At 42.1% G+C, this 17,551-nt stretch carries 11 protein-coding genes and 1 pseudogene; 2 read left to right on the top strand and 10 right to left on the bottom strand.

The features are described from left to right. Positions 1 to 9: 9 nt before the first annotated feature. Both HOP08_20680 and HOP08_20675 read right to left on the bottom strand, forming a co-directional pair. A pseudogene (locus tag HOP08_20680) lies at positions 10 to 2,904 on the bottom strand (TonB-dependent receptor). Positions 2,905 to 3,253: 349 nt separating this feature from the next. Beyond that, complete coding sequence (locus tag HOP08_20675) at positions 3,254 to 5,449, bottom strand: prolyl oligopeptidase family serine peptidase (GenBank protein NOT77344.1); 2,196 nt, start codon at positions 5,447 to 5,449, stop codon at positions 3,254 to 3,256. Positions 5,450 to 5,563: 114 nt separating this feature from the next. On the opposite strand from HOP08_20675, the gene HOP08_20670 reads away from it, so the two are divergent. Further along, positions 5,564 to 7,387 carry a DEAD/DEAH box helicase gene (locus tag HOP08_20670; protein ID NOT77343.1) on the top strand — a complete coding sequence of 608 codons (1,824 nt, stop codon included), beginning with the start codon at positions 5,564 to 5,566 and terminating at the stop codon, positions 7,385 to 7,387. 63 nt (positions 7,388 to 7,450) lie between these two features. Here HOP08_20670 and HOP08_20665 read toward each other — a convergent pair whose 3' ends face one another. Beyond that, positions 7,451 to 8,413 carry a trypsin-like serine protease gene (locus HOP08_20665; protein ID NOT77342.1) on the bottom strand — a complete coding sequence of 321 codons (963 nt, stop codon included), beginning with the start codon at positions 8,411 to 8,413 and terminating at the stop codon, positions 7,451 to 7,453. 128 nt (positions 8,414 to 8,541) lie between these two features. On the opposite strand from HOP08_20665, the gene HOP08_20660 reads away from it, so the two are divergent. Further along, on the top strand, positions 8,542 to 10,017 hold the full coding sequence (locus HOP08_20660) for a hypothetical protein (protein ID NOT77341.1): 1,476 nt from the start codon (positions 8,542 to 8,544) through the stop codon (positions 10,015 to 10,017). A 7-nt stretch (positions 10,018 to 10,024) separates the two neighbouring features. Here HOP08_20660 and HOP08_20655 read toward each other — a convergent pair whose 3' ends face one another. From HOP08_20655 to fabG, 7 genes are all read right to left on the bottom strand, one after another. After that, positions 10,025 to 10,432, bottom strand: a complete 408-nt coding sequence (locus HOP08_20655; protein ID NOT77340.1) for a response regulator — start codon at positions 10,430 to 10,432, stop codon at positions 10,025 to 10,027. Between the two features lie 94 nt (positions 10,433 to 10,526). Then, positions 10,527 to 12,059: an aldehyde dehydrogenase family protein gene (locus HOP08_20650; protein ID NOT77339.1), complete on the bottom strand. Its 1,533-nt coding sequence runs from the start codon at positions 12,057 to 12,059 to the stop codon at positions 10,527 to 10,529. A gap of 86 nt (positions 12,060 to 12,145) precedes the next feature. After that, entirely contained in the window at positions 12,146 to 13,573 is a 1,428-nt protein-coding gene (locus HOP08_20645; protein NOT77338.1) for a PDZ domain-containing protein, read from the bottom strand. 99 nt (positions 13,574 to 13,672) lie between these two features. Continuing rightward, complete coding sequence (locus tag HOP08_20640; GenBank protein ID NOT77337.1) at positions 13,673 to 14,101, bottom strand: Hsp20/alpha crystallin family protein; 429 nt, start codon at positions 14,099 to 14,101, stop codon at positions 13,673 to 13,675. Positions 14,102 to 14,289: 188 nt separating this feature from the next. Next, entirely contained in the window at positions 14,290 to 14,922 is a 633-nt protein-coding gene (locus HOP08_20635; protein ID NOT77336.1) for a hypothetical protein, read from the bottom strand. A 35-nt stretch (positions 14,923 to 14,957) separates the two neighbouring features. Beyond that, positions 14,958 to 16,763, bottom strand: coding sequence for an acyl-CoA dehydrogenase (locus HOP08_20630; GenBank protein NOT77335.1), 1,806 nt, complete (start codon positions 16,761 to 16,763; stop codon positions 14,958 to 14,960). A gap of 38 nt (positions 16,764 to 16,801) precedes the next feature. Continuing rightward, positions 16,802 to 17,539 carry a 3-oxoacyl-ACP reductase FabG gene (gene fabG, locus HOP08_20625; GenBank protein NOT77334.1) on the bottom strand — a complete coding sequence of 246 codons (738 nt, stop codon included), beginning with the start codon at positions 17,537 to 17,539 and terminating at the stop codon, positions 16,802 to 16,804. Positions 17,540 to 17,551: the final 12 nt, after the last annotated feature.

Here is a 17,551-nt window from a genome sequence, read left to right as displayed (position 1 = left end):
TCCTGCCAATTACTGTGGTACTCGTTTCGCCGTGATCGGGAATGTTCCAAACTGTCCCACGCTCATCGAGCCACTCATCGCATCGCCTTCAATGATTAGCTTGGTAGTGATTGTTGAAGAATTTCCGCCGAAATTGACATCGTAGCTGAAGCTCAATTCATTTCCTACAAGCTTTAAGTTCGCAAGAGGTGTCTCGCGATTGTTTCTACTGTTAATCATCGTTCCGGAGTATACTTCACCTTCTTTCTTGATGATAAGATTTCCATTTCCACCCTGAGGTGATTGAACAGTGTATTCCCATTTTCCTTCTGCTGCAACTACTGCTGTGGAATCTACTGCTTTTGTTTCAACAGGAGCTGTTACTGCCGGCAATACCACAGCCTGACGTTGCGCGCCACCACCACCGCCTCCGCCACCAGACTGCTGGATGTCATTTCCACCACCACCGCCGCCACCATCACCACCATCTTTAAGGTCGTCGTTGTTGATGGATTTTTTGCGCTTGCGACTTGAATCAAAGCTCATCTTACCAATACGGTAACTAAATGTCACTTTGAAATTCAAGTTGTGAATTTCATTTGTGCTATTTTGTTGAATGATGGGAGAAGAAGTAGTACTGTTAATTCTCATAATAGGAGTAATGAACTGCTCAGCGCCAAATCCAATGCTTCCCTTTTTGTCAAGAAGATCTTTCTTGATGCTCAGACTATACACATAGAAACTTCCCTGAATTCCCTGAAGTTGTATTGAACGACCTCTGTAAAAGCTGAAAAACTGAAGTCCCCAACCTTTTGGCAACGTATAATTTCCAAAAAGACGGTAGCTGACAACCAATCCTTCATTGTGAGCTGAATAAATTGGATCGGGGTCATTATTCTTCAAAACTGAATAATAGATATCGGAACCTCCATTGATGGACAATTTGTTGGAAACATTGATACTGGCAAAGACACTTCCACCATATGCGTTTTCACTACCAATATTTCTGTAAGAAGTCAGAATGGTATCAGGATCATTTGGGTTATTGTTGATCAATCCACGAATACTTTGGATTGCGTTATCAGTATTGCGAACAAATGTTGAGAAGTTTAAAGTAGTGCTTTTAATAAAAGTACTGTATGACAACTCGTAGTTATTGGTGTATTCAGGTCCGAGATTTGGATTTCCCTGTGATGCACTCAAGCTATTGGACGCCTAAAGATTTGGATTTAAAAACTGGATTGAAGGACGTTGGATTCTTCTGTTGTAAGCAATTTTTAATGTGCTTCCGTTGCCCAATCTCTTTGAAAGGTTAATGCTTGGCACCAACACTCCGTAAGAAGGAAGTTCGATAGGAGCTTTTTCTGTAGCAAAATGAGCATTAACTGTTGTGTATTCATAACGGCTACCAGCTTTAAAGCTATAACCTGATTTCATTGCCAGTGTATATGAGAAATATCCTGAAGTTATGTTCTGATTATAATTGAAGACGTTGGATAAGCTTGAATTTGGATTAGGGTAGAACTGCTTGTCGGCACCAGCCAGTAAATAACTATAATCACTGGAAACCTCTCTGGAAATATTCTTGCCACCAAATTCCAGAATTTGTGTTGTGCCAATCGGAGTAGAGTAATCAGCCTGAACAGTCACTTCCTGATTGAAGCTGTTGTTAAGATTTTTCGCATAACTGAGCGGAGTGAAAGTGGATTCATCCAAAATGTCATTTGTAAAATCATTGATTCTGTTATTACGACTGTAAAGAGCCAGCAAGTTAAACTCACGCTGTGGCTTTTTAAATGTGTGGGTATAGTTAAGACTGGCATCAACCGTTCCTGACCTATCAACAGTCTCAACATCTTTCAAACTGGAAGAAGATTGAATTGGAGAAACACTCTGAGTGAAAAGGCGATCCTGAAAGTTATTTCCATTACGTGATCCGTAGCGGAGGGACGCTGTTAGAGAATTATTCTTGTCGATGTCGTAATCCCATGAAGTCTGCAGGTTTCCGAATAAGTTTGAGCTGCGGGTTTCAGCCGTCTGAGTATTGATAGTGGTGGAATTTGTTATTTGAGTATTATCAAACTTACCATTGATGTTATATCCTGCTCTTCCAAAGCCGCCTAATGAGAATCCCATTTTACCTTTGCGGTAACTTCCATTCAACCCAAGATTTGAACCGCGATAGCCGGAGCTACCATCGATATTCAATGTAAGGCCTTCTAAATTGTTTTTCTTCGTAATGATATTAATGATACCGGCAGATCCCTCTGCATCATACTTGGCGGAGGGAGAAGTAATAACTTCTACTGTTTTGATCTGATCTGCAGGAATTTGCTTCAATGCATCCGCAACACTGCTGGCAGAAATAGTAGAAGGCTTGTTGTTGATAAGAACACGAATATTTTGATTCCCACGAAGTGAAACATTTCCATCCATGTCTACAGAAAGCATTGGCACACGTTTCAAGACGTCTGTTGCGTCACCCCCTTTGGAGGTCTGATCATTCTCTGCGTTATAAATCGTGCGATCAACTTTTTCTTCAACGAGGTTACGCTGACCTTCTACTACAACAGCATCCAGTTGTTTTGATTCAGTGGCCATCTTGACTGAACCAACGTCGAAAGAGTTTTTCTTATCTGAAATGACTACCGATTTCACGACGATATTTTCATATCCAATGAAGGAAATGATTAGCTGGTAAGTGCCATTAGGAACTTTTGTGATAGTGAATTTTCCTTTATCATCGCAGATAGCGCCATTAATAGGTTTTTCTGAATTAGGATCCGTTAAGGCTACGGTAGCAAACTCCACAGGTTGATTGTTGGAAGCGTCGATTACGACACCTGAAATTTTGCCATTTCCTTTTTCCTGGCCATGGACTAAAAGTGCTGCAAATAAAAAAGTAAGGGAGAAAAATATTTTCATAAAAGGGTTAATTCAAAAAGTAATATTTCTTAGACCGTTTTTTATGGCAGGTTATTCCCTTAACCTGATAATTAAATTATGGGCAAATCGGTCTTAAAACCCAAGTTCTTTAACTGCGAATCAAGCAATAGGTTAACCCGTGCAGATAGAATTTAGACCGTTCAGCATTTTAAAAGCATTCACAGCCCCATTCCTATGATTGGCGGTGCAAAGCTAGTATGATGTTGAATACTGGACAGGCAAATTTTATCAACGGCAGATAACCAAAACCTCTCCTGAAAATTCTATGCCGTTCAGGAGAGGTAAGATATTGGTTGATATTAAGAATTACTGTTAATGTGGAATTTGGCTATTTAGCGCCAGGAGGGCAGAATTTTTTCAAATACTCAGTATATAAAGTAGCCATGTGCTCAGTGGTGCCTTCACCCTCCGAAATCCCATGGGAGCGGTTAGGATATGCCATGAATTGAAACTGCTTATTGTGTTTTACCAATTCATTAATAAGCATTTCGGCATTATTGTAATGAACATTATCGTCACCCGTTCCATGTATATACAGTAAGTTCCCCTTTAGATTTTTAGCGTATGTGATAGGTGAACACTTTATATAGTCATTCATATCAAGTCCCATATAGCGCTCTTCATAGATATTATCATAGGTAAGGCGACTTGCTTCGGCCGCCACAGCAATACCTGTTTTATAGATATCCGGATATTGAAATAACAGGTGGAGGGTTGTAGTTCCGCCACCACTCCATCCCCAGACAGCAACTCTTTCCGGATCTACAAATGACCATTTCAGTATTTCTTTTGCAGCCATTGCCTGATCATTGATATTCAATAATCCTACTTTGCGATAAATAGATTTTCTCCAGGTCTTTCCTTTTGGAGCAGGCGTTCCCCGACTGTCAACAGACATATAAATGTATCCCTGCTCTGCCATGTCTCCCTTGAATAAACGGTTGTTGCCAATTCCAAAACGATCCACTACTGTCTGACTTGCGGGTTCGGTGTAAACCTGAAACACAACTGGATACTTTTTCGCTGGGTCGAAATTCTTTGGCTTGATCATCCATCCGTCCATTTCAATTCCTTCTTCAGTTTTTACCTTGAAGAATTCTACTTTCTTTGGACCTTGAGCCGCTGTCAGCTTTGATTGAATGCTCTCTCGATCGTTTAAGGGTTTATGAGTAGTGAGATCGATTAATTCATTGACGTTTCTGGTGTAGTTATTTGAGAAAGTATGGTACGCATACAATCCGTTGGGAGAAATGTCATAACCATGTGATCCTTCAAGTCCTGCAGGGGTTACCAATTCAAGCTTGCCCTTTCCATCCAGCTTGGTCTTGTAAAGATATTTTTGTGTTGCATTGTTTGGTGAAGCCAGGAAGTAAGCATAGTTACTTTTCTCAACAACTGTTAGAAAATCGATCATATCGTAATTCCCTTTCGTGATCAATACTTCCTTTGATCCATCAGCAGTGATCCTGTAAAGATGTGACCAGCCGTCTTTATCATTGGCCCAAAGAAATTCCTTTTTATTATTCAGCCAACTAAAGGCATGGTGATAGTCCAGGGCACTTTCTGATCCTGTGAAAGAATATAAATCGATCCACGCTTCTTCTTTTTCGTTAAAGATTGCTTTTGCATCACCGGTGGCCGGGTTACAGCTATAGATCGTACTTTCATTTTGTTTGCGATTCAGTTGCTGGACGAGAATTTCAGTTGCTGATCTCCATTCCATTCTTGGAAGATAATTTTGCTGAGCATCTCCTGCTATCTTCAACCATGTCGTCTTTGCACCGTCAACATCAACAACGGCAATCCTTGCAGGAGAAGGGCTTTGTCCTACTGTTGGGTACTCAACAGGAATTATTTTTGAATAAACGGAATCGCTGGAATTCAGCATATAGTAATCACGGATCTTGGTAGCGTCAATCTGCCAAAAGGAAAGTTGTTTGCTGTCCGGGCTCCATTGAAAACCATCACGGCAGGAAAGTTCTTCTTCATAGACCCAGTCAAAGGTTCCATTGATTAATTTTCTGTTGCCATCTTTTGTTAATGCCTTGATCTCCCCGGAAGCTAAATTCTCAACATAAAGATTTTGCTCGCTTACAAATGCGACTCTGGTTCCATCCGGAGAGAACTTGGCAAACATCAGAGACGACTGTGGTCTACCTGCACCAAGTTTTTTTAATGCTTTTGTTTTTAGATCCAGTACATAATAATCACCGCGACTATCAAGACGCCAGACTCTTTTTGTGTTGGTGTAAATCAGTGCCTTTTGTTGATCCGCAGAAAGATAGAATGCTCTTACGCTTAGGCCTTTCGTCTGACCTTGGGGAGTCAGGTCGGCCTGGCTGATAAATGTAGCCTTCGTGTTAGCCGGAAGGCTGTATCGATTTACTTCATTTGACTCAATACGGAAATAGGAGGTGCCATCAGTTGCCCACTTGATTCCGCCTCCCTGAGCGGAGGCCATTGCAGGAGACAGGATGATGAGAATGAGGTAAAGGGCTCTTTTTGTTTTGCCGGAAGTCATCATATCGTTAGTTTATTTGGAATTAGGGCCTCAAAGTTAAGATTGTGAGGGAGATTTGGTAACTGCCTGCTATCTGGACTAATAACCGTACCTTTGCGGCTTATTTAAAGAATTATAATGAAATCATTTGATGCCCTGGGCTTGTCCCCAGGTTTAGTGCAGTCGGTATCCCTTCTCGGCTTCGAAACGCCAACCCCAATTCAGGAAAAAGCTATACCAGTCCTTTTAAAAGGCTCCCGCGATTTCGTGGGTTTAGCTCAGACCGGAACAGGAAAAACGGCAGCTTTCGGCCTTCCTTTGTTGGAATTAATAGACGTTGATAATAAGAATACTCAAGCACTTGTTTTAGCACCTACCCGCGAACTGGGTATGCAGATTACCAGTGACCTTGAAACCTTCTCAGAAAAATTCAAGTCATTCAATATCGTTGCTGTTTATGGCGGAGCCAGCATCAGCGAGCAAATCAGAAAAATCAAAAGAGGTGCTCACATTATTGTGGCTACTCCTGGTCGTCTGATTGACTTGATTGAACGCAAGACAATCAATCTCGGTACCATTAAGTACATCGTTCTTGATGAGGCTGATGAAATGTTGAACATGGGCTTTAAGGAAGACATCGATAAGATCCTTTCTTTCACACCAGAAGATAAGAGCACGTGGCTTTTTTCTGCTACTATGCCTCGGGAAGTTCGTGCCATCATGAAGAACTACATGACAGATCCTTTCGAACTTTCTGTAGGAGAGTCTCATACTGGAAACGCGAATATTGAACATCGCTATGTGATGGTTCAGGAACGTGAAAAGTATATGGCGTTGAAGCGTATTCTGGATTTTAATCCTGACATTTTTGGTTTGATCTTCTGCCGCACACGAATTGACACACAGCGTGTTGCCGAAATGCTCATGAAGGATGGTTATAATGCCGATTCACTTCATGGGGATCTTAATCAGCAGCAACGTGATCGCGTAATGATGAAGTTTCGCGAGCGTTCCCTTCAGATACTGGTAGCAACCGATGTTGCCGCACGTGGTATTGATGTTGAAGACATCACACACGTTATTCACCTGAACATGCCGGATGAAATGGAATTCTATACTCACCGCAGCGGACGTACGGCCCGTGCTGGTAAGAAAGGTATTTCCATTGCTATGGTAAGCCGCCAGGAGTTAGGTAAAGTGAAGCAGATTGAAAGAAGCATGAAATCGCCGATGAAGCGTATGATGGTTCCAACGGGTGCTGAAGTTTGCCAGAAGCAATTGATCGCACTCATGAAAAAGGTGCGTGAAGTAAAAGTTAATGAGACTGAGATCGAAGCATTTTTGCCGGCGGTCTACGAAGAGCTTAATGATCTTACAAAGAATGATCTTATCAAGCGTTTTGCTTCAATAGAATTTAATCGCTTTTTGGATTACTATCGCAATGCACCGGATCTTAATGGAGACAGACGATCCACCAGCACGGAAGGGTCGTATGAAAGATCTGATCGTGGAGACAGAGGTGATCGTGACCGGGGAGACAGAGGTGACAGAAGTGAGCGTTCAGAACGTCCGGCACGTTCTTCCGGAGGAACTCGCTTCTTTATCAATTTAGGTAAAATGGATGGTCTTGATAAATCCAGAATGCTGGAGATCATTGATGAACACACCGGACTTGAAAAAAGAGACATTGGCCAGATTGACCTGATGGGTGCCTACTCATTCTTTGAAGTTGAAAAACATCTCTCCGATAAGGTCCTTAAAGGCTTTACAGGAGCAGAGGTTGAAGGACGTCAGGTGCGTGTTGAAATTACAGAATCAAGAGGCGGCGGCGCGCAGGGAGGAAGAAGTTCCGGACCAAGCTCAGAGCCGACACGCGAGCGTAAGAGATTTGTTCCTGGTAATAAAGGTACCAGTGGAGGCAGCAACGGCGGTGGGGATAGATTTCACAGGAAACGCCGATAAGCGTAATTTATCATACCAATAAAACGCAGAGAGCGCAAAGTGAAAACTCTGCGCTCTTTGTATTTAATTCTCAATCCTTGATCTTTCTTTGCGATCTAAAGGGAATATTCCAAAATTGAACAGTTCCGTATGTCTCACCACAGTGATATCCACCAGTGTAAGAATCTCTTTTTTAGTCAGTTCCTTAAAAAGTTCGTTGAGGGTATTTACAGACTTATTATTGAAAGAGACGATGATATCTCCTTCTTTTATCTGTGATCTTCCTGCTGGAGAATCAGATTCTATGCCCGTAACAAATAATCCTTTCTGATTGGGAAGATGATGATGTCTAAGGATTTTTGGATTGATAGGAACCTCCTGAAGCATGAATCCAAGATATGCTTTGAATACTTTACCATTTTTAATCAGTTGGCTCGCAACTTCTTTTGCGGTGTTGATATCTACAGAAAAACTTATGTTCTGGGCACCACTGATGATCGCAGTATTAACACCCACAACCTCACCATCCGTTGTAATGAGAGGTCCTCCCGAATTTCCGGGATTGAGGGCAGCATCTGATTGGATAACATTATCAACAACTCTACCTGATTGAGTTCGCATGGAACGACCCAACGCACTAACTACTCCTGTTGTAACAGTATGCTGATAACCCAGAGGATTTCCAATAGCAATAACCAGTTGCCCGATTTGTAAAGTGGAGGCATCGCCCAGGTGCGCTGTTGAATATCCGTCGGTGTAAATTTTCAAAATGGCAAGATCTGTATCCGGATCCTTCCCAATAAGAAAAGCTTCAATTTCATTTTCGTTAAGCAAGCCCACCATGATCTTCTCAGCGCCATTGACGACGTGATGGTTTGTGAAAATCAGTCCGTCGGAGGAAAATATAAAACCTGAACCTGATCCGGCTGCCTTAAGTTTGCCCTGAACAGTTTTGTACACATCAATCTTTACTACTGCGTTCTTAACGTTGTTTACAGCAGTAATGATCATTTGGGAGAATGCATCCATATTGTAATCTTTGTGCATCAGGCTCAAATTTCTTTCCAAAGCGTTCAAACTGAAAAATTGACGCAAAATTGAGGTTCAATCGAAAAGAAGTCCGTTGTTTACAATCGTAATTTTTGTAATTTTTCAAGCTATTTATAGCCCGCTCCATGGCAAAACTGAAGAATATCATTAAACAGCTTTCGGAAAAAGACTATAGTGCCATTTATGACTCGCTGATCAATGGTAATGCCGAAAAGTCAGCGTATCTGTTGAAAGCTATGCGCGAGCGTCAGCTTTCTGAGAACAAGGTGATGGTAGAATTGGAAATTAACGCCAATGCCTATTACACCATGCGCTCCCGGCTGAGTCAGAAAATTGAAGAATATCTCGTGCAGCAGATGGAAAGCCCGAGAACTGATCTTTTAAGGAAAGTTGCCAATATCAATGAGGTATTCTTTACCAAGAAGAAGACGATTGCCATTGCTATGTTGAGAAAGCTCGAAAAAGAACTAATCGAAGCAGATCTTGTGGGTGAGCTTCCAACGATCTATAAACTCCTGAAAAAACTTCACATTAATTCCCCTGATTTCTTCCAATTCTCACAGCTTTATAACCGCCACGTGGCCTACATGCTCGCTGTAGACAAAGCAGAAGACGTATTGGCGGATTATTTTAAAAAGTACGGGAACTATTTCCTTACAGGTGATGAGACTGAAAGACTCAGTCTTGAATTGCTGACGAAAGAGATCTTTAATATTGCCAACCTCTATGAGTCACACAGGCTTTACGTTTACAAAAGCTGCATTGTAGTCTTCCATCGTCTCTTTGTTGATAAGGAAGAGAATCTTCAGCAGGATGAAGAATCCATTGAAGATATCTTCAAAAGAGTTCAGACCATTTTTGAAACGTATAACCTTGACCCTGTCTATTATCATCTCAATCTTCTTTTTGAATTCTTAAAACTTGAGTATTACAATCATTATAAAGTATATAAACAAGCGGAGAGATATTTCGAGGAGGTCAACGATGCCGCTTCCAATTTGCTGATTAACTATCCGTACTACACGTTTGCGGTACAATTCCTGATTTCTAAGTTTGAAAGGGCCATACGCCTGGGAACAGAAACAGAACTTTATGCTGAACAGGAGGAGTTATTCGCTGATTTCGAACCCGATCCTAATAACGTTCCTCAGCATGTGATCTTTACAGTGTACCGTGCCATGTGTAGTTATTATTCAGGTCGGTATGAGGAAACAGCGAAACTGCTGAATTCCCTTATCAATGATGTGAGTCTGAAAAAATATCCACAGGCTCAGATGGAGATCAAGGCTTTGTTGTGTTTACAGTATTGCTTGTTGAAAGATATTGAACTTTATAACCAGCTATCCAACAGCGTACAACGCAACATCAGAATGATTGGCAAGGATGCTTGCGAAAACGTATTAACCTTCCTTAAAATACTTAAGATTGCGGTAAGCGAAGCAAAGAAAGAAAAGCATAAAAAGATATCTGCTTTGATTCCCAAGTTCAAAACAATGTCAGTCAGTTATTTTGCTCCAACATTTTTCATTCGCATGGATGAAAAATTTGTGGAAAGGCTGATCGCTCTGGAGATCCAGGGTGGAGGAGATGCTGACGACTAGTTACCAATTAAATGTTCAATGCTAAGATGCTCTCGTGATTCAACGGCTTGTTGAGATAGAGTTTTACGTTTAGATATTTCTTGGACCGGTTGAAATCCTGTGGATTGATCGAAGAAGTAAGCATCACAATTTTTGATTTCTTTTTTGTCGAAGAAGACAGTTTCTCAAACTCATCGAGAAACTGAAATCCATCCATTAAGGGCATGTCAATATCGAGGAAAATGACGTCCGGCAAAACTTTATCTGCCAGATCAAGTTTTTCCATGTTGCGTAAAAATTCGATAGCGCTTTTCGCTCCGGTATGCACATAAATATGCTCTGTGATAGAAGCCGATTCGATCATTTTTTGATTGATGAGATTATCAATCTCGTTGTCGTCAATCAACATGACCGACCGGTATTTTTTAGGTTGCATAGCTATTTTTAAGGCCCTCTAAGTTAGTCGGTAGATCGTGAATTACAAAAGCCCTTGGCTACTTGCTTTGTGTACCAGGCTTTTACTGATCCTGTCAAATGTCAAATTTGATGCCCTGAGCCAGTGGTAGATTGCTCCCGTAGTTGATCGTATTGGTCTGTCGGCGCATATAAACTTTCCATGCATCTGAACCTGACTCCCTTCCGCCTCCCGTTTCCTTTTCTCCGCCAAAGGCTCCTCCAATTTCCGCACCAGAAGTGCCGATGTTGACATTGGCGATACCACAATCACTTCCTGCCTGTGAAAGGAATTTCTCCATTTCCTGCAGATTCGTAGTCATCAATGCTGATGAAAGCCCTTGTCGAACGCCATTCTGATATCCAACAGCTTCATCCAGAGTTTTGTATTTGATCAAGTAAAGTATGGGAGCGAATGTCTCCTGTTGTACGATGTCAAATTTATTCTTCACTTCTGCGATAGCTGGACGAACATAACACCCGGATTCATAGCCCTTTCCTGAAAGCACGCCGCCTTCTACGAGTATTTTTCCTCCCTGTGACTTTATTTTTTTTAATGCCTCGTTGTAAGATTTCACCGCAAGCTTGTCAATTAGCGGGCCGACATGATTCTCAGTGGAGAGGGGATTTCCGATCTTCAGCTGTCCATAAACTTTTTTCAAACGCTGCTTAACAGAGTCATAGATCTTTTCGTGGACTATTAATCTTCGTGTGGAGGTGCAGCGTTGTCCTGCGGTTCCTACAGCTCCGAACACTGCCCCACGAATTGCAATATCAAGATTGGCATGCTCGCTGATGATAATTGCATTGTTTCCACCAAGTTCCATCAATGGTCTTCCAAGGCGTTCGCTTACAGTTTTTGCAACGACTTTTCCCATTCTTACCGAACCCGTTGCTGAGACCAAAGGAATGTCTTCATGGGATGACATCCATTGTCCTACTCTGTAATCTCCATTGACGAGGCATGAAACCCCTTCCGGTACATTATTCTTCGCAAAGACTTTGGATATAATATTCTGACAGGCAATACTGCACAATGGAGTTTTCTCAGATGGCTTCCAGATACACGTATCTCCGCACACCCACGCAAGCATGCTGTTCCACGACCATACCGCAACCGGGAAATTGAAAGCGGAGATAATTCCAACAATTCCCAGCGGATGATATTGTTCATACATTCTGTGCAGGGGTCTTTCTGAATGCATGGTTAATCCATTAAGCTGTCGCGAAAGTCCAACCGCAAAATCGCAGATATCAATCATCTCCTGAACTTCACCCAGACCCTCCTGATAGGATTTACCCATCTCATACGACACCAGCATTCCCAGCTCTTCTTTTGACTGCCGTAATGCGTCTCCGATTTGCCTGACAACTTCACCACGTTTCGGTGCAGGAACCATTCTCCATTTCAGAAATGCTTTGGAAGCTGTTTCAACTATCTTATTAAACGATTTCTGATCTGCACTTCTGACAGACCCAATCAATTGTCCGTCAACCGGAGAATAAGATTTAATTACAGGCCCTGAAGTTTTTATCCATTTTGTACCAGTTGATACTCCGGCATTAGACGCTTTGATGCCAAGATGGGAGAGCACTTTTTTTATTTCCATAAGACTATGAGAATCAGAAATTGATTATATTTTACTTGATTAATAATCTGATAGTTTGGGATGATCAGTGTCAACAGACGCGACTCTCACCACTCCAATCCATAGACCCCTTTAGTTCCATCTTTATAAATTCCTTCCACCAGCACGCCACCGTCTTTATATGACATAACACGATTGAGGTCGGTAACATTATCAATGGAGACTTTGTCAATATGCGTAATGATGAAGTTTTCTTTCATTCCGGACTTTTTCCATTTGCCCACTTCCAGTTTTCTCACCAGCACGCCGCCATCTATACTTCTCTTCGTTAGTTCGGAATAGCTGATGTCTTCCAACGTTGCTCCCTCCATTTCATAAATAACCGGTTCTCTCGCGATGGAGGATATTCCTTCATAATTTTTCAGAATAGTACTGACGGTTTTCTCCTGACCACCTCTGCGGTAGGTAACTTTAATGCTGTGACCGGGACGATGACGGGCAACCATCTCCTGAAGTTCAGAAACTCCGCCCACCGGATTGCCATCAATGCCAACAATAACATCACCAGCCTCAATACCCGATGAACTTGCGGCACTACCCTCATTTACTCTTGTCACAAAAATTCCGCGAAGTACATCGAGATGTTCAGATTCAGCAACGCGCGAAGTGACATCCACGATCTGGACACCCAGAAGTCCGCGCTGTACTTTACCGAATTCCAAAAGATCATCAACGATTTTCTTGACGAGATTGCTGGGAATCGCAAAAGAATATCCCGAATAGCTTCCCGTAGCAGTAGCAATTGCTGAATTAATGCCCACTAATTCCCCTTTAAGATTTACCAATGCTCCTCCGCTATTGCCGGGATTAACAGCAGCATCCGTCTGGATGAAAGATTCCACCTGAAGATTATTCCGATCGCGAAGTATTCCAATATTTCTTGCCTTTGCGCTGACGATACCTGCTGTAACAGTCGAGTTAAGATCAAAAGGATTGCCCACGGCCAGTACCCATTCTCCCGGCACCACCGAGTCAGAATTTCCATATCTGATGAATGGAAGATTTTTTGCTTTGATTTTTAACAATGCGAGATCAGTGCTGGGATCACGCCCAACTACTTTTGCATAAAAACTTTGATTGTCATTCATCTCGATCTCCACATTCGTTGCATCTTCAATGACGTGGTTATTGGTTACGATGTAACCGTCATCAGAAATGATCACTCCCGATCCTGATGAATGAGTTTGTGGACGATAGAGTTCAAGAGGATTCAAACTGAAATCACCAGCACCATATACAATGCTGATGTGAACCACAGCAGGAGTGATCATTTTAGCAGCATATTCAAAATTTGTTCCGACTGAAATTTTCCGCGACGAATCAGGCTTCATTCCCGCAAGGGTAAGATTCTGATGCTGTTCAATGGATGTATATTCAGGTGCACGATCTACAAAACGGAGCGTAAGAATAACGCCTGTTACGGCTCCAATAAACGCTGCAACCAGGACTACAAGAATGATAAGAAAGCGCTTCATGGTTGGAAAGTTAGCACAAAAATATCCGCAGGAGAAAGGCATGAAAAAGGGCGCCCGTTTCCGGAACGCCCTAACCCCACACCCCTACAAAAAAAATTCTTAGCTGACCTTAATGGTTTGTTTCAGGGCCTTCTTCTCGTCTTTTGGCACTGTCAATTCGAGAATACCATTGTTGTATTTCGCGTTAATCTTTGTGCTGTCTACATTTTCAGGTAGTGAAAATGAACGCTTGAATGCACCGTAGCTGGTCTCAATGGAATGATAGTTCTTGTCTTTCTTCTCATTGTTGAACTTACGCTCACCACTTACAGTCAATAAATTGTCATTCACTTCAATGTTGAAATCTTCCTTGCTTAAACCAGGAGCTGCGACATGCAACTCATAGGAGGTTTCGTTTTCGATAATGTCAACTTTCGGCACGAAAACACTTCCGCCAGATTTAGTCATTGTTTCATTGAATAATCCGTCGATCAGACTGCTGAATGAGGTCGGTACATATTCGTTACCTCTGTATCTTACTATGCTCATAATTTTAATTTTTTTGGTTTGATGATCAATTTTTGAATACGGATACCCTTATAGGGAAATCCGTACCAAAAGGATTTTCACTCATTTTTTAAGACAAAATGGCTACTTATCGAATATTTTGTCGGGAATAAAAGACAAAATGGCCGAAATTGGTTTAATGAACTAGAATCAGAAACTGAATGTGGCTCCTACTTTCTGGAATCTTTAGTGGCGGAAAATAACCAGAATCCCAATGATACAAAGATGAACAAGCCCATGGTGTTGTACATCGCGTTGGTGCCATTGCTATAAATCGGAGTTCCAAGGACAAAGTTGTTGTAAAGAGCAATGGCTCCTAATGAACCAAAGACCATTCCGAGCAAGAACAGGATAGGTATAGCCACAGACACTCCAGCGGTATACTGTGCATTTCTAATGTACTTCAAATAGCAATATGCATAGCTGGCGAGAGCAAGAACAATGGTATAAGGAGCATAAGGACCGAAGTGACTTGACACATCTCTTTTCATATAAATGTGTGCGATGACAATGATTATTGCATTAATGAGAGCGAAGACAAGATATACCAAGATCATTCCTTTTCTCATGGTTTTAGCTTCTGTAGGACTCACCGGATTGGGCGCAATCAGTAAAGACAGTCCATAGAATAATGCTGCCGGGACGCCTATCCATAAGTATGCTAGGTAGACCGGCCCATTTTGCCAATCAGAATCAATGGAAGTGACAAACCAGCTAAGGATAGCGAGCGATGATATAATCACAATTGTATAGCCAGCCTTCTCTTTGTTTTCAGGGGATATAAAATCTGTTAGAAATTTCATGCTCTTTGGATTTCAAAATTTAGTATTCCTTCTTGTCATTGAAATAACGAATGATTTTTCAAGTTGGTGAGGTATTCACGATCCATTATCGTCTTGGCACACGCCTCTGCATGGGGCAATTCATAGCGGAAGAAAAATTTCATCGTATGAACTTTGCCTTCATAGAATTCTTTTGTCTGAAGAGAATAATCAGATGATTGCAAATGTTGATAAGCAACAACTGCCTGCTTAAGCCATTGCCATGCAATTACCGAATAACTAATCATTTCCATAAAGATCGTTGCATCGGAAAGAGATTGATCAATTTCTCCTTTAGCAGCGATCGAACCCACGTGGGTCAGGACTTTTTGAGTTCTCTTCACTTCCTCCTGAAGAGCTGCAGCATAGGAGGCAAGAGCCGGATAAACGTTTGCTTTAGAGATAGTATTGGTCATTTCGGTTAATAAGATCTGCAAAGCTTTACCTTTCTCCATAGAAACTTTTCTTCCCAACAGATCCAGTGATTGTATCCCAGTGGTTCCTTCATAAAGGGAGGTGATCTTCAAATCGCGGTAATGTTGCTGCACTGGAAAATCAGTTGTGAATCCATAACCTCCCAGTGTTTGTATCGCAAGTGCTGCTGCGCGACTTCCTTGTTCAGATGAATACGTTTTCACAATGGGTGTAAGTATTTCCAACAGGAGCCAGGCATCGTGCTGAGAATCATCTTTTGTCGCATGAGAAATATCATACAGGCGATTGCATTCTGTTACCAACGACAAAGCTCCTTCGGCAATTGACTTCTGTGTCAATAGCATTCTTTGAACATCAGGATGGTTGATGATCAGGGTTGGCGGCTTCAATGGATCTTTTTCACTGATAAGTCTTCCTTGTGGACGCTCATTTGCATATTCCAATGATGCCTGATAGGCAGCCATAGCAACCGATGCGGCTCCCATGCCAACACTGATACGGGCTTCATTCATCATTTGAAACATGTAAGAGAGCCCTTTATGAGGTTCTCCCAGCAACCAGCCTTTACATTTACCTTCATCTCCGAAAACTAAATGAGTGGTCGAGTATCCTTTCTGTCCCATCTTTTGAAAATCTCCTGCACAGAATACGTCATTAGGAGTAAGCGAGCCATCTTTCTCAGGCCAGAATTTTGGTATGATGAAAAGTGAAATTCCTTTTACCCCTGCAGGTGCTCCTTCAATTCTCGCAAGCGTGAGATGGATAAAGTTATCGCAGGCATCATGCTGTCCGCCCGATATAAATATTTTTTGCCCTTTGATCTTATAAAGGCCATCACTTGATGGACTTGCGCTCGTGACAATATCTGTGAGTGAACTTCCAGCCTGAGGTTCGGTCAGCGCCATTGTTGCCTGCCAATCTCCTTCGTATACTCGGGGGACAAATGTTTTTATCTGTTCCTCAGTTCCAAAGCTTGTAATCAGGGCAGCGGCACCTGCTGAAAGACCCCAGTATCCCTGGCAAGCATTGTTGGCCGATTGAAAGATCTGCTGTGCCCCAAAGTAAACCATCATTGGAAGCTGAAGTCCTCCATGTTCAAACTTTGCTGCTCCGCCTATCCAACCTTGTTCAGCAGCATGCTTGATGATATTTTTTAATTGAGGATGCGTTCTTACACCGCCTTTTCCATCATAAGTTGCAGGCTGTTGATCCATTTCACGGAACCATGGAGCCATATCACGATCTGCTAAAAGTTTTGCGGACTCCAGGATCATCCATGATTGTTCCCAGTTGAGGTGTGAGAATTTTTCAAATGAAAACAGCTCATTCAGATTGTGAACTTCCTGAAGCAAAAACTTCAGATTTTCCATGCTAGTGTAACGACCCATTTCTGATATTTAATTTACTATTACTTAATCTTCTTAATCTATCGCGCTGCTCCGCCATCAATGGTCAGGCAAATGCCATTGACAAAAGATGCTTCATCGGACGCCAGGTATAAATATCCATTTGCAATGTCTTGCGGTTGTCCCCATCTTCCAGCGGGGATGTGAGCAACCATTTGCTTGCGAACGTCACCCGGGATTGCATCAGTCATTGCAGTTTCAATGAACCCTGGAGCAATGCAATTTGCAGTCACCCCAAATTTTCCAAGCTCAAGCGCCCACACTTTCACCATTCCGATAATGGCAGCTTTTGTAGCCACATAGTTGGTTTGACCATAATTACCACGGATAGCAACGTTGGAAGAGGCAGAGACAATGCGTCCGTAGTTCTGATCCTTCATGATGGGCGCTACGGCCTGTGTGCAATTAAATACTCCTGTTAAATTCACAGAGATAACATCATCCCATTCTTCTTTAGACATCTTTAATAAAGTTCTGTCTTTGGTAATGCCTGCATTGTTGATGAGGATGTCGATACGACCGAACTTTGCTTTCGCAGAGGCCATGGCTTTGTCAACCTGATCCTTATCACCAACAGAAACTTTGGAGAATGAAACAGTGTGCCCTTCTTTTGTCAGCTGACTGGCTACTTCATCTCCTTTGCTGGAAAGATCCCAGATCATAACTTTCGCGCCTTCGCGAACAAATGTTTTCACCGTAGCAAGGCCGATCCCTGAGGCTCCTCCTGTTACAATTGCAACTTTATCTTTTAGTCTCATAATAATTTTTAT

The sequence above is a fragment of the Cyclobacteriaceae bacterium genome, assembly GCA_013141055.1.
Lineage (GTDB): Bacteria > Bacteroidota > Bacteroidia > Cytophagales > Cyclobacteriaceae > ELB16-189.
This window is presented reverse-complemented; position numbering and strand designations above follow the sequence as displayed.